Raw genomic sequence first — 18,704 nt, 5'->3', positions numbered from 1 at the left:
ATGGTCTGACCATACTGTGGTCAGACCATACATCGGAAGGAGAGCCGTGCGAGTCGCCCTGTTCATCACGTGCGTGAACGACACGCTCTTCCCCGGCACCGGCAAGGCCGTCGTGTCGCTCCTGCGCAGGCTCGGCTGCGAGGTGGACTTTCCCACCGCCCAGACGTGCTGCGGCCAGATGCACGTCAACACGGGTTACCGCGACGAGGGCGTACGGCTGGCGCGCCGCTTCACCGAGGTGTTCGCCGGGTACGACGCGGTCGTCGCGCCGTCCGGATCGTGCGCCGCCATGGTGCGCGAGCAGTATCCCAAGCTGGTACGGCAGGGGAGCAGGGGAGCGGCGGCGATCGCCGAGGTCGCGCCCAAGGTCTACGAGCTGTCCGAGTTCCTGCTCGACGTCCTCAAAGTCGACGACGTAGGCGCATATTTCCCGCACCGGGTGACATATCACCCGACATGTCACTCGCTGCGCGGCCTTCACCTCGGCGACCGTCCGACCAGGCTCCTCCAGAACGTCCGGGGCCTGGAGCTGGTCCCGCTCCCGGCGGCCGAGGAGTGCTGCGGCTTCGGCGGCACCTTCTCGGTCAAGAACCCGGCCGTCTCCGCCGCCATGGGCGCCGACAAGGCGCGCAGCGTGCTCGACACGGGCGCGGAGGTGCTGTGCGCGGCCGACAACTCGTGCCTGATGCACATCGGCGGCACGCTCGGCCGGCAGCGGACCGGTGTCCGGGTCATGCATCTCGCCGAGATCCTCGCCTCCACCGAAGAGGGCGGTGCCCAATGAGCGCGACATTCCTCGGCATGCCAGGAAATTTCCCGAAAAATGCGGCGGAGGCCGTACAGAACTCCCAGCTCCGCTACAACCTCCGCAAGGCCACGCACACCATCCGCGGCAAGCGCGCGAACGTCGTCAGCGAGCTCCCCGACTGGCAGGAGCTCCGCGCGGCCGGCAAGGCGATCAAGGACGACACCCTGCGTCACCTCGACCGCTACCTCATCCAGCTGGAGGAGGCCGTGACCAGGGCGGGCGGCCACGTCCACTGGGCCCGCGACGCCGACGAGGCCAACCGCATCGTCACCCGGCTGATCCAGGCCACGGGCGAGAGCGAGGTGGTCAAGGTCAAGTCGATGGCCACCCAGGAGATCGGCCTCAACGAGGCGCTGGCCGCGCAGGGCATCACCGCCTACGAGACCGACCTGGCCGAGCTGATCGTGCAGCTCGGCGACGACTTCCCGAGCCACATCCTGGTGCCCGCGATCCACCGCAACCGGGCCGAGATCCGCGAGATCTTCCTCGACAAGATGCGCCCGGTCCCGGCGGACCTCACCGACGAGCCACGCGCGCTGGCCGAGGCCGCCCGGCTGCACCTGCGCGAACGCTTCCTCAAGAGCAAGGTCGCCGTCTCCGGCGCCAACTTCATGATCGCCGAGACCGGCACGCTGGTGGTGCTGGAGTCCGAGGGCAACGGCCGGATGTGCCTCACGCTGCCGGAGACCCTGATCAGCGTGGTCGGCATCGAGAAGCTGCTGCCCTCCTGGCGCGACCTCGAGGTCTTCCTGCAGCTGCTGCCGCGCAGCTCCACCGGCGAGCGCATGAACCCCTACACCAGCATGTGGACCGGCTCGGCCGAGGGCCAGGACTTTCACCTGGTGCTCCTCGACAACGGCCGCACGAACGTGCTCGCCGACGAGGTGGGCCGCCAGGCGCTGCGCTGCATCCGCTGCTCGGCCTGCCTGAACGTCTGCCCGGTCTACGAACGCGCGGGCGGCCACGCCTACGGCTCGGTCTACCCGGGCCCGATCGGCGCGATCCTCACCCCGCAGCTCAGGGGCATGTCGTCGGAGCTGGACGCCTCGCTGCCGTACGCCTCCAGCCTCTGCGGCGCCTGCTACGAGGTGTGCCCGGTCGCGATCGACATCCCCGAGGTGCTCGTGGACCTGCGCGCCAAGGTCCGCCACGCGCCGGCCGAGCGGGCGGGCATGCGCGTCGCGGGCTGGATACTCAACGACGAGGTACGGCTGGCGAAGGCGCAACGCCTGGCCACCCGCTTCCGCAAGGTGGTGCCGAAACGCCTGCCGGGCCCCCTGTCGGCCTGGACCGACACCCGGGACCTGCCGGAGATCCCGGAAGAATCATTCAGAGACTGGTGGGAGCGGAATGAGCGCGCGTGACGAGATCCTGGCCAGGGTCCGCCGAGCCGTGGCAGGCGCCCCCGAGGTGACGATCCCGCGCGGCTACCGTACGGCCGCGCAGGTAGATGACCTCGTGGGCTTGTTCGCCGAGCGGGTGGACGACTACCGCGCCGTCGTGCACGTGCTGCCTGCGGCCGAGGTGCCCGGCAAGGTGGCCGAGCTGGTGGCCGACCGCCGGATGGTCGTGCCCGACGGGCTGCCGGCCGAGTGGCAGGTGCCCGGTGCCGTCGCGGGCGGCTCCGTGGCCGAGCTGGACGCCGCCGACGGGGTGATCACCGGCTGCGCGGTGGCCATCGCCGAGACCGGCACGATCGTCCTCGACTCGGGCCCCGGCCAGGGCCGCAGGGCGCAGACCCTGGTGCCCGACTACCACCTGTGCGTGGTCCGCGCGGACCAGATCGTGGCCGGCGTGCCCGAGGCGGTCGCCCGGCTCGACCCGGTCCGCCCGCTGACCTGGATCAGCGGCCCGTCGGCCACCAGCGACATCGAGCTCAACCGGGTCGAGGGCGTACACGGGCCGCGGACGCTGGAAGTGATCATTAGTACCTGATGACCGCCGCCGCGTCCGAGATCTCCGGGCTGAACCACAGCTCGGCGTCCGTCATGGTCGCGGCTCTGGTCAGCGCGGAGTCCGCGCGCTCCGGCACCGGATCCTCCACCCCCCAGCCGCGTAGCTCCTCGGGGGCGGTGGCCAGCTGCGTGCCGCCTCCGCCGCCGATCCACATGGGCTTGGTCACCTTGCCCGGCATCAGCACCGCGTGCACCCTGCCCTCCCGCAGGGCGTGCGCGACCTCGGCCAGCCCGGTGGGCCCGCCGGTCTCCCGGTAGCGGTCGAGCAGCTCCGCCCGCCGCCGGTCGAGGTAGGAGTCGAGCGCGGTCTCGACGTCTCGTTCGAACTGCTCGTGGTCGGCGTGGCTGCCGTGTTCGACCATCATCACGCGGTCCACGGACTTCGTTCCGAGATGATCGCAGACCAGCGAACGCGACTTCGGATCGCCGGCCACCACGACGAGTTCGAGGCCGAGCCGCCGGACCTGCTCGTCGATCTCGTGCGCGACGACCTTCGCGCTCTCCTCCCACACCTCCTCCATGTCGCGCTCGAATCGCTTCCGCGACCAGCCACCCCAGCTGGTCCTGTGCAGCGGCCACGGAGTGGGCTCCACGGTGGGCCGCCGGGGGGAGCCGCTGCCGAAGACGGCCAGCTCGGTGCCCGCGTGGTCCACGATGGCCCGCAGGTGCGGCACGTTCTCTCCGCGCAGCATCAGCATGGGCGTCACCAGCGGCAGCGGGCTGTACGCGGCCAGCTCCGGCGCCTCGGCGAGCGTCTCAGCCAGCACCACGTCGCCGTGGGTGGCGAACATCACCCGCGCGGCCACCGACCCCGCCGCCTCCGACTCCAGAGCGTCGAGCGTGTCCGGGTCCACCTCACCGCGGAGCTGGGCGCGCAGGTCACGCCAGTGCCTCTCGCGGTCGCGCCCGGCGAGGGTGCTCAGATAGACCGAGGCGTACGGCCCGCGGCGTTCATAGAGCGGCCGGATGAAGTCGAGCCGCACCACTCACCACCTCCGCTTCTCCATGCTGAGCCCGAGCGCCTCCGTGGCCTGCCCGATGGTGTGGTACTGCCGCTCCGGGAGCGAGTGCAGCAGCTCCAGCACCTCGTCGGGCGCGTGCCGATGCTCGGCGTGCCGCAGCAGGTCCTCCCTGGATGAGGGGAAAGAGGTGTCATTGACCCATTCGAAGAGCTCGGCGCCCTCGGCGTGCGTGAGGTCGCCGCCCCTCTCGTGCTCGCGCTGCTCGTCAAGGTGTTCGGCGCTGCCACATTCCATGGTGGTCTCACTCCTCTCTAGGGCGACCTACCCCCGCTTTCATGGGCAAACATCGCGGCTGTGTACCCTGCCGAGGGTGTTCGATCCCGGTGTGAGAATCACCACCGCGCGGCTCGTGCTCCGGCCTTTCGGCATCTCGGACGCCGACCGGATCCGCTCGATCGTGCAGTCCGGTGCCCAGTTCCTGCCGCCCGGCACCCCCGCCAAGGTGTCGGGCATCGCGCAGTGGCTCAAGACCGGCGTGCACGAGCTGCGCCGCTCCGGGCAGGGCGTGCACCTGGCGATGGCCGACGCCGACGACCGCGTCGTGGGCGCCATCAGCCTGTTCAAGACCGCGTGGGGCGCGGGAACGACCGAGGTCGGCTACGGCGTGCACCCCCTCTACCGGGGCCGCGGGTTCGCGCCCGAAGCCGTACGCGGGCTGGTCGAGTGGGTGTTCGCCACCACGGAGCTGCGCAGGATCGACCTGACGGCCAACCTCGACAATCTGGCCTCGCTACGCGTCGCACAGAAAGCGGGCTTCACCTGGGAAGGCGTGCTCCGGGACGCCGCGATGGAGGACGACGGGCCGCACGATCTGGTGATGTTCGGCCTGCTGCGCGGCGACAGCCGCGTCCCGTCCGACACGCTGCCCCGCACCGAGCTGCGTACCCGGCGGCTGCTGCTCAGACAGCCGGCCGAGGCCGACGTGGCGGACCTGGCGGCCACGGGCGCCGACCCGCTCACCCAGGCCGAGACCGGGCTGCCGCGCGGCTACACGCAGGCGGACGCCCGCGCGTTCATCGGCGCCGCCGAGCGGATCAGGACCAGGGGACAGGGGATCGCCTACACCGTGGCGGAGCTGGCCGGCGGCCGTTTCGTGGCGAACGTGGACCTCAGGGACGCCGACTGGGTCAACAGATCGGCGGAGGTCGGCTACATGACCGCGCCCTGGGCACGCGGCCAGGGGTACGCGGGGGAGGCCGTGCTGGCGATCGCCCGCTGGCTGTTCGTCACGCAGGGCTTCGGACGGCTGCAACTGCGGGCGGCGGTCACCAACATAGCCTCGCAGCGGGTGGCGGAGAAGGCGGGCTTCGTCCGCGAGGGCGTGGCGCGCAACGCGCTCCAGGGGCGTGACCTGGTCGTCTACAGCCTCACGCCGGCCGATCTGGCGTGACGGATCGCACCGGTCCGGCCGGGCAGGACGGGGTGGTTCGTGCGGACAGGCACACCGGACAGGCGTTCGTACCCTTTGTGAAACACCGCGGCACCCGTCACCCTTAGTGGTGAGGCGGTGGTGCGCATGATCACAGTGGTCGGGTGGGACGGATCGGAGCTGTCGGCCAGGGCGGTCGAGCGGCTGCGCGGGGCGACGCTCGTGGTGGGGCCGGACGCCATCATCGGGCAGCTCAGGCTGACCGCTTCGGTCGTGGCCGACGGGTCGCTGCTCCAGACCCTCGACAGCCACTTCGAACAGGGCGAGGGCGCCGCCGTGGTCGTCGCCGAGGGTGATCCCGGCTTCTTCGGCGTGGTGCGCAGGCTGCGCGCCCACGGGCTCAAGCCCGACGTACTTCCCGCCACCTCGCTCGTCACCCGCGCCTTCGCCCGCGCCGGGCTCAACTGGGAGGACGCGCTCGTCGTCGCCCCGGTCGGCCCGCACCAGCTCAACCGGGTGGTCAACGCCTGCCGGGCGCACCCCAAGGTGGCCCTGCTGGTCGCGCCCGGCGTCGGGCCGGGCGACATCGCCCGCGAGCTGGCTCCGACGACCCCGCGCGAGCTGATCGTCTGCGAGGACATCGGCGGACCCGACGAGCGGGTCACCCACAGCCGCATGGGCGAGGCCACCACCCGGCCGTGGAAGGACCCCGACGTGGTGCTCGTCATCGACCCCCTCCACCAGGCCAGGGAGCCCGGCTGGGTGGCGGGCGCGCAGCCGGGGCCGGCCGAGTGGGCGCTGCCGTTCGAGAGCTCGATACCGGCCGAGGTCAGGGCGTACATCCTGGCCAAGCTCGGCCCCCGGCTCGGCGACCTGGTCTGGGACGTGGGCGCGGGCTCCGGCGAGATCGCCGTCGAGTGCGCCCGGCTCGGCGCCGCCGTCGTGGCCGTCGAGCGGGAGGAGGCGGCCTGTGCCCGGCTGCGCGCCACCGTACTCGAACACGGCGTCAAAGTGGCCCTGGCCAGGGGGCAGGCGCCACCCGCGCTCGAACCGCTGCCCGATCCCGACGCCGTCTTCGTCGGCGGGGGCGGAACCGACGTCATCGTGGCCTGCGCCGCCCGCCGACCGCGCACGCTGGTCTGCGCGCTGAAGACGGTCGAACGGGTCTCCGCGGTGCTCGACCGGCTCCGCGAGCACGGCTATCGTGCCGAGGGCACGCAGATAATCGCCTCAAAGCTCACCATTCAGCCGGACGGATCGCATAGCCTGGCCGCGGCCGACCCTGTCTTCGTCGTACACGCGACCCCCTCGCGTGTGGCGTGACCTGTTTCAACCGGCACGCATCGGTTATCCTCGCGTGTCTTGCCTACGCACCGGAGATTCCCTCAATGAAGCCCCCGCTCCTGCTCATCGGGCAGGGCTCGAACGATGACGCCGACTCCGCCGAGTTCGGCCGGTTCGTCCACAGGCTCCGATGCCGCCTGGACCAGCGGGCCGCCGACGTCTCCGGAGGCTATCTGGAGCGCGCCACGCCACGGGTGAGCGAGTCCGTCGCCTCCCTGGTCGCCCGGGGCCACCACCGTCTGGTGGCGCTGCCGCTGAGCCTCAGCCGGGTGGGCGCGGAGTTCCCCGCCGCCATGGCCAGGGTGCAGGAACGCCACCCGACCCTCATGTGCGACTATGGCCGCCCGCTGGGCCCCGACCCCCGTGTGCTCGCGCTGCTGGCCGAGCGCCTCAACGACGCCGCCACCGAGATGCCCAAGCTGCGCCCGCTGGAGCTGGTCGGCGGCCGGCCGCGGCTGCGGGCCGTCGACTCGGCGACCACCGAGCTGCCCCTGCACGTCGAGCCGGGAGAGACCGCGGTCGTCCTGGTCGGCGAGGGCTCCACCGATCCGGCGGCCAACGCCGAGATCCACCGCGTCTCGCGGCTGTTCTGGGAGACGCACGCCTACGACTTCATGACGGTCGAGACCGCCTTCGTCTCGGTCACGCCGCCCGGAGTGCCCGGCGGGCTCGAACGCTGCCGCCGGCTGGGCGCCAAGCGGGTGATCGTCGTCCCGTACCTGCTGTTCGCGGGCGGGATGCTGGAGCGGGTGTGGGCGCAGGCGCTGGCCTATGGCGCCGGCCACCCCGATCTCGACATCCGTTGCGCCGAGGTGATCGGCGACTGCGAGACCCTGGCCGATGTCGTCATCGACCGTTACGAGGAAGCGCTCCAACTGGTCCCCTGACCCCTACTCGGAGGTAAGCCGTGCTCGCTGAGACGCTCGCCGCGATTCGCCCCGCCGACCCGCGCGCCATCGCCGACGCTCGGGCCTACCAGGACCGCCTCACCAAGCCGCGCGGCTCGCTCGGCGCGCTGGAAGAGGTCGCGGTACGTCTGGCGGGCGCCGCGGGCACCACCCCGCCGCCCATGCCGACCCCGGCGGCCCTGGCCATCTTCGCGGCCGACCACGGCGTCCACGCCCGGAACGTCACCCCGTGGCCGCAGGAGGTCACGATCCAGATGGTCGCCAATTTCCTGTCCGGCGGCGCGGTGGCCAACGCCTTCGCCAAGCAGGTCGGCGCGACGGTGACCGTGGTCGACGTGGGCGTCGCGGCGGACCTGCCCGACGCGCCGGGCCTGGTGAAGCGGAAGATCGACTACGGTACGGCCGACCTGGCCGCTGGTCCGGCCATGACGGTGGATCAGGCCGTACAAGCTCTCGAAGCCGGCATCTCGGTGGCCCGCGACCTGGTGGCGGGCGGCGCCCGCTGCCTGATCACCGGTGACATGGGCATCGCCAACACCACCGCCTCCGCCGCGCTGATCTCCGCCTTCACCGGCCGGGACCCGGCCGACGTGACGGGCCGGGGGACCGGGATCGACGACGAGACGCACGCCCGCAAGGTGGACGTGATCCGTGAGGCGCTCCGGGTGAACGGCGTCAACTCCGTCATGTCCCTGCCCAACGACGCCCTGCGAGCCCTGGCCGCCGTGGGCGGGTTCGAGCACGCGGCGCTGGTGGGCTTCATCCTCGGCGGCGCCGCCGCCCGCGTGCCGCTGATCCTCGACGGGGTCATCGCCGGGGCGGCCGCCCTCGTGGCCGCGGCGCTCGACCCCGCCGCGCTGGACCACTGCGTCGCCGGGCACCGCTCGGCCGAGGTGGGCCACACCGCCGCACTCGGCCACCTCGGCCTGCGCCCCATGGTGGACCTGGAACTGCGGCTGGGGGAGGGCACCGGTGGGCTGCTCGCCTACCCGCTCGTCTGCGCCGCCGTACGCGTCATGCACGAGGTCGCCACCTTCGACTCGGCGGGAGTGACCGAAAAACACGTGTGATGATGGGGCCATGTCGAGATACGGCCCCATGTACGGCCCCGATATCACCTTCCTCGGCGTCGAGCGGTGCGATGTCGGCGACCCCGCGACGTACGCGGGGGCCGACGTCGTGATCATCGGGGCGCCGTTCGACGGCGGCACCTCCAACCGTCCCGGGGCCAGGTTCGGCCCGATGGCCCTGCGCCAGGCCTGCTACCTGCCGCACGACGGCTCCAGGCCCAGCCTGGCCCTGCGCGTCGACGCGCTGCGGGACCTGCGCGTGCTCGACGCGGGCGACGTCGAGTGCTACTCCGGCGACGTCGAGTCCTCGCTGGCCGCCATCGAGGACGCGGTCCACCGCGTCGCCGCCTCCGGGGCCGTGCCGCTCGTCCTGGGCGGCGACCACACGGTCGCGCTGCCCGACGCCAGGGGCACCTCCAGGGCGTACGAGCCGGGCCGGACCTCGATGATCCACTTCGACGCACACGCCGACACGGGCAACATCGCCTTCGGCCACCTGTACGGCCACGGCCAGCCCATGCGCCGCCTCATCGAGTCCGGCGCCATCCGCGGCGACCGGTTCCTGCAGATCGGGCTGCGCGGCTACTGGCCGGGTCCCGAGACGCTCGGCTGGATGGCCGAGCAGAACATGCGCTCGTACGAGATGACCGAGATCGTCACCCGAGGGCTCGAAGAGTGCCTGACGGAGGCGTTCGGCATCGCGCTCGACGAGTGCGACCAGATCTTCCTGTCCGTCGACATCGACGTCTGCGACCCCGGGCACGCCCCCGGCACGGGCACCCCTGAGCCGGGCGGCCTGTCGGCCAGGCAGCTTCTCGACTCGGTCCGGCGGATCTGCTACGAACTGCCGGTGGCCGGTATGGAGGTGGTCGAGGTGGCTCCGCCGTACGATCACGCGGACATCACCGCGTTCCTCGGGAACCGGGTTATCCTTGAGGCGCTGTCAGCGATGGCCAGACGCCGGAAGGACGATAATGGCGGGCCCCGCTGGGATCCTCACCAGCCGCTTCTTGACGGCCGATAAATCTCTCGGTAAGACCCGGTAGGTTTACCTCTTAACACACCAAGCTTCGCGAACGGGAGATTCCCCAGCATGGGCCCCTACCTCCTCGGCCTGCGGCTTTCCGGGCGCAGGGTCCTCGTCGTGGGCGGCGGGCGCGTCGCGCAGCGGAGGGTGCCGGCGCTGCTGGAGGCGGGCGCCGAGGTCACCGTGGTGTCCACGAGCGTCACGCCCGCGCTCGACGACCTGATCGCCTCCGGCCGGGTCACCTGGCACGCCCGCCCCTACGAGGTCGGCGACTGCGACGGCGCCTGGCTCGTCCAGGCGTGCACCGACGACAAGTCCGTCAACACAGCCGTCGCGGCCGAGGCCGAGGCCAAGCGGATCTGGTGCGTGCGAGCCGACGACAAGGACGCCTCCGCCGCCTGGACGCCCGCCTCCGGGCGGGTGGACGAGATCACCGTGGCCGTGACCGCCGGCGGCGACCCGCGCAGGGCGGCCGGCATCAGGGACGCGGTCGTGGGCGCGCTGCGCGACGGCACGGTCGACGCTCGCCGCAGCCGCACCAAACCCGTCGGCGTCGCCCTGGTCGGCGGCGGCCCCGGCGATCCCGGGCTTATCACCGTGCGCGGCCGGCAACTGCTCGCGCAGGCCGACGTCGTGGTCGCCGACCGGCTCGCGCCCCGCGCCCTGCTCGACGAGCTGGCGCCCGACGTCGAGCTCATCGACGCCGCCAAGGTCCCCTACGGCAGGTCCCTTTCGCAGGAGACCATCAACGAGTTGCTCGTCGACCGGGCCAGGCAGGGCAAGTTCGTGGTCCGCCTCAAGGGCGGCGACCCGTTCGTGTTCGGGCGCGGCGGCGAAGAGATGATCGCCTGCGCCCAGGCGGGCATCCCGGTGCTCGTGGTTCCCGGCATCACCAGCGCCGTGGCGGTGCCCGCCTCGGCCGGGGTTCCGGTGACGCATCGCGGGGTCAGCCAGGAGTTTCACGTGATCTCCGTGCACGTCGCGCCGGACGACGCCCGGTCGACCGTCGACTGGCCGGGGCTGGCCCGTTCGCAGGGCACGCTGGTGCTCATGATGGCCGTCGAGAGGCTGGCGAAAGTGGCCGAGGCACTCCTGAGAGATGGACGCCCTCCGGAGACTCCCGTAATGGTGGTACAGGACGGTACTCTTCCGACCCAGCGGGCGGTTGTGGCTCCACTTTCCAGCGTGGCCGACCGCGTGTCCGCGGCTGGTATACGGCCGCCGGCGATCGTCATCGTCGGCGACGTCGTAAGGGTCGGCCAGGAGGTCGAGATGGTCAGAGCGGAGCGCCTGCCGTGAACACGGCCATGGATGACGGGCGGCAGGAGTCGCCTGGGGAGCAGACGTTGAGCTTCCGCGCCTTCACGGACGAGTCCGCGGCGCCGGCCGCCGCGGCCGAGGAGGAGGCGCCGTCTCCGACCGGAGAGTCTCACGACGAGCCGGCGGGGCTTGAGGCGTCGTCCGAGGAACCCCCTGACGGGCCTCAGACGTCGTCTGACGCTGGTGACGCTGGTGACGCTGGTGACGTCGGCGCGTCGGAACCGGAAGCGCCGGAGGCGGGGGCCGAGTCGGACGAGCCGGCTGACGAGGAGCCTGACGTGCGGGCGGAACCGGAGGAGTCTGAGGCTCTGTCTGACGAGGAGCCCGCGGAATCAGCCGAGCCCGCGGAATCAGCCGAGCCCGCGGAATCAGCCGAGCCCGCGGAATCAGCCGAGCCCGCGGAATCAGCCGAGCCCGCAGGGCGCGACCAGCCCGCGGAGCCGGCCTGGCTCAGGGAGCTCGACGAGGCGGAGGCACGGGCGGAGCTCGCGGAGACCAATGAGCCGCAGCAACCGGCCGGGTTCCTGACACTCGATGAGCCGGAGGCGCGGGTCGAGCCTGCGGAGAGCGACGAGTCTGCCGAGGACGAGCCTGCGGGATCGGCGGATGTCCGCCCGGAGCCGTCCGCGTGGCAGTTCCCGGACCCCCAGGCCGAACAGGACTCGGACCCGCAGGCCGGACAAGTCTCGGACCCACAGGCCGGACAAGTCTCGGACGACGCGCAGGCCGTACACGATGAGCCCGTAGAGCCCGTAGAGCCTGCGGAGGCGGTCGGCGCGGAGCAAGGCGCGGCTGGGCGGCCCCCCGCCCGGCGGGTCGAGCCGCTGCCCCCCGAGATGGTCGCCGCGCTGACGGCGGCGCTCGACGCGCTCCGCGAGAGCGTGTCCGACCTGCGGTTCGGGCTGGACCTGCCGGGTGCGGCCGAGGCCAGGCAGGCCCGCGCCGACCTGCTCGCCCAGCTCAAGGACTACGTGCTCCCGAGAGTACGGACGAACACCGCGCCCGCCCTCATCGTGGTCGCGGGCTCGACCGGCGCGGGCAAGTCCACGCTGGTCAACTCCCTCGCCGAGAAGAACATCTCCCGCACCGGCGTACGACGGCCCACCACCGGCATCCCGGTGCTGGTCTGCCACCCGGACGACCGGCAGTGGTTCACCAAGGGCGACCTGCTCGGCGGCATGCGGCGGATCGACAAGCCGTCGCCCGAGGACGGCATCGGCAGCCTGGTCGTGGTCGCGACCGAGAAGCTGCCGCAGGGCGTCGCGCTGCTCGACACCCCCGACATCGACTCGGTCGTCGAGGAGCACCACGAGATCGCCCACCGCATGCTCGACGCCGCGGACCTGTGGATCTTCGTGACCACCGCCGCCCGCTACGCCGACGCCCCCGCCTGGAACCTCCTGCGGCTGGCCAAGGAACGCGGTGCCCGGCTGGCCATCGTGCTCTCACGGGTCCAGCCCAAGGCGCGTGAGGTCGTGCTTAAGCACTTCATCCGGATGCTCACCGAATACGGCTTGGGCGAGGTCGACCGGTTCGTCATCGGCGAGGCGAAGGTCGTCGACGGCCGGCTGCCCGATCATGAGATGACCGATCTGCGCCTCTGGCTGGCCGAGCTCTCCGTCGATGAGGACCGCCGCGCGCAGGCCGTACACGAGACGCTCAACGGTGTGCTCGACAGCTTCCGTACCCGCGTTCCCGCCCTGGCCAGGCATCTGGAGGGGCAGGTCGCCTTCCGCACCGAGCTGCGCGCGGACGTGGAGGCGGCCTACATGAGCGCGCTCGCCGAGATCGACAAGGCGACCAGGAACGGCATGCTCGTCCACGGTGAGGTGCTGGCCCGCTGGCAGGACTTCGCCGGGTCCGGTGACCTCATGCGGACGATCCAGTTCCGCAAGCGGGGCAGGTCGGGCAGGCAGGCGCCCGAGCGGGTCACGGCGTTCCGCGCGGCGCTGCGCGCCGGTCTGGAGTCGGTGATCGTCGCCGCCGCCCACCGCGCCGCCGAGGAGGTGGTCGCCCGCTGGCGGCACCGCTCGGAGGTGGGCGGCACGATCGGGGCGGGCCTCGAACGGCCTTCCGACGAGCTCGTACGGCATGCCACCCGGGCCATCTCCGCCTGGCAGGAGCACGTCACGGAGCTCGTACGTACGGAGGGTGTGGCCAAGCGGTCGGTGTCCAAGTTCGTCTCATTCGATGCCGACTCGCTATCGTTGATCTTCATGGTTGCGATGTTCAGCGGCGGCACCGTCGAAGGCGTGCCGCACCGGCTGGTCAATGCCCTGCTCGGCGCCGAGTCGCTGCGCGGCATCGGCGCCAAGGCACTCAGTGACCTGCGAGCCAGGATCGGCATGCTGTTCGACGAGGAATCCATGCGTTACGTGCAAGCGCTCGACTCGGCCGGGATACCCGACGAGTCCACCGCGACCCGCCTCTACCAGGCGACGTACAACCTCGAGGTCGCTCGATGACCGCCGTCACCACCAGGCCGGGCCTGGCTCCGCGGCTGACCGCCCTGACCAAGATCGTTGAGCTTGGCCCCGGGCGGCTCGACCAGAAGGTGCTCTCCGAGGCGAGCGCGCTGCTGACGCGGGCCGGTGACCGGCTCAAGCTGTCGTCGGAGCACACCGTGGTCGCCCTCGCCGGTGGCACCGGCAGCGGCAAGTCGTCGCTGTTCAACGCGATCTCCGGGCTTGAGCTGTCGCCGACGGGCGTACGCAGGCCCACCACGGCCCGTACCCACGCCTGCGTGTGGGGGCTAGAGGGTGCCGCGCCGCTGCTCGACTGGCTGCAGATCCAGTGGCGCCACCGCTTCGCCCGCGCCAGCGCGCTGGACAAGGGTGAGAGCCAGCTCCACGGGCTGATCCTGCTCGACCTGCCCGACCACGACTCGATCCGGGCGCTCACCGACACCGAGGCCGACCGGCTCATCGGCCTGGCCGACCTGGTGGTGTGGGTGCTCGACCCGCAGAAGTACGCTGACGCCTCCACGCACCGGCGCTACGTCACCGACCTGGCCGGGCACGACGCGATGACCGTGTTCGCGCTCAACCAGGCCGACAAGCTGTCCACCGAGGAGCTCGCCGAGCTGGTCATCGACCTCAACGACCTGCTCCGCCGCGAAGGCGTCGAACATCCCAGCGTGGTGCCCACCTCGGCGGTCAGCGGCCGGGGCATCGACAGTCTCAAGAGCGTCATCTCGGGCGCGGTCTCCCGGCGGCGGGCGGCCATCCACAAGATCGAAGCCGACCTGCGCCGGTTGGAGCGGCGCCTCACCGAGACCATGCCGGTCGGTGAGGCCCTCTCCGCGCCGGCGTCGGTCGACGAGGCCCGCAGGCTCGGCCTGACGGACGCGCTCTGCGACGCCGTGGGCGTTCCGGCCGTGGGCGAGGCCATGGAGAACGTCTACGCCGAGCGGTCGAGCCGCTGGGTGGGCTGGCCGTACCCGCGCTGGCTGGCCAAGTTCCGTCCGGACCCGCTCAAGTCGCTGCGCCTGGAGGATGTCAGCGACGAGATCCGCGGTATCACGACCGGCTCGGTGAGCGCGCAGGCCGCCGAGGTGTCCAACGCCGTCCAGGCGCTCGCCGACGGGCTGACGGTTGGGATGCACCCGGTGTGGCGTACGGCGGTGCACCGCGCGGCCCGCTCCCGCTCCAGCCAACTGCCCAAGGTGCTGACCGAGGACCTCACGGAGGTCGCGCCGGAGCTCGACCGGGTGCCGGGTTGGTGGCGGATCCTGAAGATCTGGCAGTACTTCCTGGTCGGCGCCTTCGTCGGCGGACTCGCCTGGCTGGCGGTGGGGCTGACCGTCCCCGGCCAGCTCCCCGCGTCCCTCCAACTGCTCGGCGACAGCGCCGCGCTGCCTTGGGTGGGGCTGATGATGGCCTCCGTACTGGGGTTGGGGGCGCTGTCGGGCATCGCGTCACGCAACTTCGTCGTACTCGGGGCATCGAGGGAACGCGAACGCCTGGAACGGGAGATGCGCCGTCGGGTGGCGGCGGTGTCGGAGACCATGGTAGTGGAGCCGGTGGAACGCGAACTGGGCCGCCACCACGCCTTCTACAGCGCCATGCGTGGGCTGTCCGGCTGACTCCTCTGCGGGCTGGGCGGCTTTTCTCTCACAGTGCTGTGTGTGCACGGCCTTCTTACGGTGCTGTGTGTGGTCGGCTTCTGGAGCACCTCGCCTGGCCTCTTTTCGCGGGCAGCCGTCTTGGGGCAGCCTCGTGCACAGGCAGTTACCACAGGAGCGGCTTTCTCCACGGGAAGCCGTCCCCGGGGATGGCCTCGTTCCACAGGCAGTTACCACAGGGCGACTTGGTCCCGAGCAGTCGCCTCAGAGGTGGCTTCGTCCGTGAACACCCGCCTCGGGAGCTAGCCCGTCGGCAGCCGCCACAAGGGGGATGGGTTGGCGAGATGACGTCCCGCAGAGCGGTGTAGTTTCTCACCCGCTCAGCCCGGTTCGCCACGTAGGAAACGCACAATGAGATCGTTGATCCACCACTGGGTGGGACACCACCGGGTGGCGATGTCCATGCGCAGTCACTTCAAGCGGCTTCGTCCACAGGCAGCCGTCCTCAAGACGACGCTGTCCACAGAACCCCGTTCGGCCCCGCCCGCCCACACCCATCTGAGGCACCGTACTCCCAGGCCGCGGGCACCCCGCCCGCCACAGTGGAGGCAACGGGATGAACGACATCTACATCACACTCACCGGCAACGTCGCAGCAGAGCCACGCCAATACAGCTTCGAGGACGGGGCCAGGGTGACCTCACTCCGGGTGCTCACCACCCACCGTTACTTCGACAAGAGGACCGGACAATGGGCCGACGGGGAGCGAGTGTGCTTCGCGGTCCGCTGCTGGCGTGCCCTCGGTGACAACGTCGCCAAATCCGTGCAGGTAGGACAGCCCGTAGTCGTGTCCGGCAAGCTCCGCATCAGAGAGTTCGGCCCCGAGGGCGACCGGCGCTTCATGCCCGAGGTCGAGGCCAGCTCGGTGGGCCACGACCTGCGCTGGGGCACAGGCGTCTTCGCCAAGCCGGAGCGCGGCGGCGGCACCGGCTCGGTGAGCAGGGAGATGCGCGACCGCCTGGACGAGGAAACCCAGGACTGGGCCATGGGCGCCAAGCCCGCCCCCGACCGTCTCACGACAACCCGGGTGACCGCCCGAGTAGATGCCCGGATGGATGAAGGCTCCGCACCTCGCGTCGCGGAGGAGCAGAAGCGCGGCCCTGACCGTCCGACGGAGCCGCCAGCCCCGGCAGATGAGGCGATGACATCGGAGAACCGCACGGCATCGGAGCAGGACCGCTCGACTTCACAGCCCCACACGTCCGAGGAGAGCGGCACGGCCGAGGAGAGGGGTGCGCCGACTCACAGCATCAAGGACCAGATATCCGCCAGCGTGCTCGGCACCGGCTCCCGTCGCACCCGCGCCCTCGAAAGCCCCACTACGGGAGCCGACACTAAGCGGAGCGGCCCCGCAACCACCAAGCAGCCCAACACCAAGCATTCCGCCTCTTCACCGAGCGCCACCTCGCCCACCGATGATTCGTCAACCGATCTCCCGCCCACCCACTCCGAGTCAATGGGTGCGGCGTCAGCAGGTGCGGCGTCGACAGGTGTCACGTCAGCAGGTGCGGCGTCGACGCGGTCCCAATCCCGAGGCGCTCCGTCTCCGGCGGGCAGGAGCGGCGGCGCGACCGTACGGATCCTGGGTGCCGACGACAACGAGACCGAGGCGGAGGACGCTGGTTGGCCGACGGAGGAGCGAGCAGCGGCATAACGGACCAGGAGCGAGCGGCGGTGTGGCGGGGCCGGGAGCGAGCGGCGCCATAACGGGCGAGGACCGAGTGGCGGCGTAGCGGACCAGTATCTAGCAGCGGCGGCGTAGCGGGCCAGGACCGAGCGGCGGCGTAGCGGGCTCTGCTGCACAACGGCTCACGCATGAGCGGAGCATCGGTCGATCAAGCCGGTGCCCGCTCATGCGCCCGCAGGTAAGAGCGGGAAGGAAGGGAGGGGTCACCGGCCGCACGCGGTGATGCCATGAAGCCCCACGGGGTGGCACCGAAAATTCGGCCGATGGTGTTGCCGGGTGTCAGATTGCTAGAGCGTCTCTCAGGTCCAGGTCACGCCCTGCACCATGGCTGCTCCTTTCAGCACGGTCCACTCGCGGAGTGAGCGGGTCATTCGCCGACTACAGCACGTATGTGGTCACAACGTCAAACGTAGTTGGTTCCCATCGCGCAACGCACACTCCGCAATTAATGTGTTACACATCGTTAGTCAGGGAGGGGACGAGATGGCGGCGACCAGTCACGCCTCGGTCAAGCCTCGCAACGGTGTTTCAACGCTGGCCAGCCGCTGGCCACTACTCGGACAACGTCGTCCGCTTCTTTACTACCTGAGCGGGATCGTCATCCTGAATCTCGCCGCAACCGCCTTTTTCACGACATCTACCGAACTCCGGTGGCCGCAGCTACTGACGTTCGCCGCTCTCATGGGCTGCGGCGCGGTCTGCATCGAGGCCACCAGACGTCTGGGTATGCCCGCCGGCGTCTCCCGGGACCTGCTGTCCGCGTGGTGGTTGCCGGTGGCGTTGCTGCTGCCGCCGGCCTACTCGCTGTTCGCGCCGATCGTGCTGCAGGTCCTGCTGCAATGGCGGGTCCGTGCGACGGTCCTCTATCGCCGGGTGTGCAGCGCGGCGGTCATCGGGCTGGCGGCCTGCACGGCGTCCGTGACGTTCCACTGGCTCGTACCCGACTCGGCGGTGCTCTCGCGGGGCAGCGGACTCCCGATCCTCTGCGCCATCGGCTCCGCCGTGCTCTTCGCCCTGCTCAACACCATTCTCATCGCGATCGCGGCACACACCGCCAACCCGGACATCTCCTGGCGCGAGGTGCTCTGGGACAGGGAGAGCGTGCTCCTTGACGTCGTGGAGCTCTGCCTCGGCGTCACGGTCGCGATCGCCTGCGGGCTCAACCTCGCCCTCTTGCTCCTCGCTCTGCCGCCGGTCGTCCTCCTCCAGCGCAGCCTCCTGCACGCCCAGCTCCAGGCGGCGGCTCGCACCGACGCCAAGACCGGCCTGCTGAACGCCGCCGCCTGGCAGCGCGAGGCCGACACCGAGATCGTCCGCGCCCGCCGCACCGGTGAGACGCTCGCCCTCCTGATCATCGACATCGACCACTTCAAACGAGTCAACGACACCCATGGTCATCTGGCCGGCGATCAGGTCCTCGTCGGCGTCGCGGCCACTCTCCGCAGCCAGTTGCGCGACTACGACGTGGTGGGCCGCTTCGGCGGAGAGGAGTTCGTGGTCCTCCTACCGCGCGCCGACATCCACGAGGCTCGCCGAGTGGCCGAACGCCTCCGCTACTGCATCGGCCGCATGTCCGTCCCGGCGGACGATGCGATGATCTCGGTCACCATCTCGGCAGGCGTGGCCTTGATGAGCGTCCACGGCGACGACCTGATCGAACTCCTCGCCGCCGCCGACCTGGCGCTCTACCGCGCCAAAGAACTCGGCCGCGACCGCGTCTGTGTCCCCGTAATCCAACCACCGCCACCCGCCCTCCCCGAGGACCCTGCCGCTTGACGTCCCCTCGAAGTCCTCATCGCGTGATGCCCTCCTGAAAGATCCGCTGCCTGACACCGGGCTTCGGTGGGCCGCTGCCTGAGGTGCCTCTGAGGAGGCTGCTGCTTGGCGTCGCAGTGGGGCTTCGATGGGCTGCTGCCTGATGTCCCTCTGGAGGGGTCGCCGCGTGATGCCGCACCGGACTTCTGCGGCCTGCTGTCTGGCGTCCTCCTGAAAAGGCCGCCGCCTGACGGCGAATCGCAATTCTCCAGTCCGCAGCCGGAATCCATCGTCGCGGCCGGGCGATTCGTGGGTG

The 18,704-nt window shown here is 70.8% G+C and carries 15 protein-coding genes; 13 read left to right on the top strand and 2 right to left on the bottom strand.

What is annotated here, in order from left to right:
* Positions 1 to 46: 46 nt before the first annotated feature.
* From ACIBO2_RS12060 to ACIBO2_RS12050, 3 genes are read left to right on the top strand one after another with little or no spacing between them, the layout of a single operon-like run.
* Positions 47 to 784 (top strand): (Fe-S)-binding protein, encoded by a 738-nt coding sequence (locus tag ACIBO2_RS12060; RefSeq protein WP_357953613.1) that lies wholly within the window; start codon positions 47 to 49, stop codon positions 782 to 784.
* Complete coding sequence (locus ACIBO2_RS12055) at positions 781 to 2,172, top strand: lactate utilization protein B (RefSeq protein WP_358544798.1); 1,392 nt, start codon at positions 781 to 783, stop codon at positions 2,170 to 2,172. Before ACIBO2_RS12060 ends, ACIBO2_RS12055 begins: the two co-directional genes overlap by 4 nt.
* Complete coding sequence (locus tag ACIBO2_RS12050) at positions 2,159 to 2,743, top strand: lactate utilization protein C (RefSeq protein WP_397296794.1); 585 nt, start codon at positions 2,159 to 2,161, stop codon at positions 2,741 to 2,743. The genes ACIBO2_RS12055 and ACIBO2_RS12050 overlap by 14 nt, the downstream gene beginning before the upstream one ends.
* On the opposite strand, the gene ACIBO2_RS12045 is transcribed toward ACIBO2_RS12050, so the two are convergent.
* A complete protein-coding gene (locus tag ACIBO2_RS12045) occupies positions 2,733 to 3,746 on the bottom strand; it encodes a Vms1/Ankzf1 family peptidyl-tRNA hydrolase (protein WP_397296791.1) in 1,014 nt (337 codons plus the stop codon). The two genes, ACIBO2_RS12050 and ACIBO2_RS12045, sit on opposite strands and share 11 nt — an antisense overlap.
* 3 nt (positions 3,747 to 3,749) lie before the next feature.
* Entirely contained in the window at positions 3,750 to 4,019 is a 270-nt protein-coding gene (locus tag ACIBO2_RS12040; protein WP_397296788.1) for a DUF2795 domain-containing protein, read from the bottom strand.
* A 91-nt stretch (positions 4,020 to 4,110) separates the two neighbouring features.
* Here ACIBO2_RS12040 and ACIBO2_RS12035 point away from each other — a divergent pair, with 91 nt between their 5' ends.
* The 10 genes from ACIBO2_RS12035 (at position 4,111) to ACIBO2_RS11990 (ending at position 18,409) form a co-directional block, all read left to right on the top strand.
* Positions 4,111 to 5,175 (top strand): GNAT family N-acetyltransferase, encoded by a 1,065-nt coding sequence (locus ACIBO2_RS12035; RefSeq protein ID WP_358544805.1) that lies wholly within the window; start codon positions 4,111 to 4,113, stop codon positions 5,173 to 5,175.
* A gap of 126 nt (positions 5,176 to 5,301) precedes the next feature.
* A complete protein-coding gene (locus ACIBO2_RS12030; RefSeq protein ID WP_358544806.1) occupies positions 5,302 to 6,477 on the top strand; it encodes an SAM-dependent methyltransferase in 1,176 nt (391 codons plus the stop codon).
* 65 nt (positions 6,478 to 6,542) lie between these two features.
* Complete coding sequence (locus tag ACIBO2_RS12025; RefSeq protein WP_364002020.1) at positions 6,543 to 7,385, top strand: sirohydrochlorin chelatase; 843 nt, start codon at positions 6,543 to 6,545, stop codon at positions 7,383 to 7,385.
* A gap of 20 nt (positions 7,386 to 7,405) precedes the next feature.
* Complete coding sequence (gene cobT, locus ACIBO2_RS12020) at positions 7,406 to 8,476, top strand: nicotinate-nucleotide--dimethylbenzimidazole phosphoribosyltransferase (protein WP_358544808.1); 1,071 nt, start codon at positions 7,406 to 7,408, stop codon at positions 8,474 to 8,476.
* A gap of 10 nt (positions 8,477 to 8,486) precedes the next feature.
* Positions 8,487 to 9,500 (top strand): agmatinase, encoded by a 1,014-nt coding sequence (gene speB / locus ACIBO2_RS12015; RefSeq protein WP_357953598.1) that lies wholly within the window; start codon positions 8,487 to 8,489, stop codon positions 9,498 to 9,500.
* A 69-nt stretch (positions 9,501 to 9,569) separates the two neighbouring features.
* On the top strand, positions 9,570 to 10,802 hold the full coding sequence (gene cobA, locus ACIBO2_RS12010; RefSeq protein ID WP_358449531.1) for a uroporphyrinogen-III C-methyltransferase: 1,233 nt from the start codon (positions 9,570 to 9,572) through the stop codon (positions 10,800 to 10,802).
* Positions 10,799 to 13,288 (top strand): dynamin family protein, encoded by a 2,490-nt coding sequence (locus ACIBO2_RS12005; RefSeq protein WP_397296781.1) that lies wholly within the window; start codon positions 10,799 to 10,801, stop codon positions 13,286 to 13,288. The genes cobA and ACIBO2_RS12005 overlap by 4 nt, the downstream gene beginning before the upstream one ends.
* Positions 13,285 to 14,907, top strand: coding sequence for an ABC transporter (locus tag ACIBO2_RS12000; protein ID WP_397296778.1), 1,623 nt, complete (start codon positions 13,285 to 13,287; stop codon positions 14,905 to 14,907). The genes ACIBO2_RS12005 and ACIBO2_RS12000 overlap by 4 nt, the downstream gene beginning before the upstream one ends.
* Before the next feature lie 595 nt (positions 14,908 to 15,502).
* Positions 15,503 to 16,600, top strand: a complete 1,098-nt coding sequence (locus tag ACIBO2_RS11995; protein ID WP_358544813.1) for a single-stranded DNA-binding protein — start codon at positions 15,503 to 15,505, stop codon at positions 16,598 to 16,600.
* Between the two features lie 516 nt (positions 16,601 to 17,116).
* The gene (locus tag ACIBO2_RS11990; RefSeq protein ID WP_358544814.1) at positions 17,117 to 18,409 is read left to right on the top strand and encodes a GGDEF domain-containing protein; all 1,293 of its coding nucleotides are present in this window, start codon (positions 17,117 to 17,119) and stop codon (positions 18,407 to 18,409) included.
* Positions 18,410 to 18,704 lie beyond the last annotated feature (295 nt).

Source organism: Nonomuraea sp. NPDC050022 (assembly GCF_044460705.1).
Lineage (GTDB): Bacteria > Actinomycetota > Actinomycetes > Streptosporangiales > Streptosporangiaceae > Nonomuraea.
The sequence above is the reverse complement of the archived record's forward strand: the minus strand, read 5'-3'. Positions and strand labels throughout refer to the sequence as shown.

Coding starts and splice junctions, on each gene's coding strand:
- ACIBO2_RS12055 (WP_358544798.1), top strand. CDS start 781: ATGAGCGCGACATTCCTCGGCATGCCAGGAAATTTCCCGAAAAATGCG.
- ACIBO2_RS12050 (WP_397296794.1), top strand. CDS start 2,159: ATGAGCGCGCGTGACGAGATCCTGGCCAGGGTCCGCCGAGCCGTGGCA.
- ACIBO2_RS12040 (WP_397296788.1), bottom strand. CDS start 4,019: ATGGAATGTGGCAGCGCCGAACACCTTGACGAGCAGCGCGAGCACGAG.
- ACIBO2_RS12030 (WP_358544806.1), top strand. CDS start 5,302: ATGATCACAGTGGTCGGGTGGGACGGATCGGAGCTGTCGGCCAGGGCG.
- ACIBO2_RS12025 (WP_364002020.1), top strand. CDS start 6,543: ATGAAGCCCCCGCTCCTGCTCATCGGGCAGGGCTCGAACGATGACGCC.
- speB (WP_357953598.1), top strand. CDS start 8,487: ATGTCGAGATACGGCCCCATGTACGGCCCCGATATCACCTTCCTCGGC.
- cobA (WP_358449531.1), top strand. CDS start 9,570: ATGGGCCCCTACCTCCTCGGCCTGCGGCTTTCCGGGCGCAGGGTCCTC.
- ACIBO2_RS12000 (WP_397296778.1), top strand. CDS start 13,285: ATGACCGCCGTCACCACCAGGCCGGGCCTGGCTCCGCGGCTGACCGCC.
- ACIBO2_RS11995 (WP_358544813.1), top strand. CDS start 15,503: ATGAACGACATCTACATCACACTCACCGGCAACGTCGCAGCAGAGCCA.
- ACIBO2_RS11990 (WP_358544814.1), top strand. CDS start 17,117: ATGGCGGCGACCAGTCACGCCTCGGTCAAGCCTCGCAACGGTGTTTCA.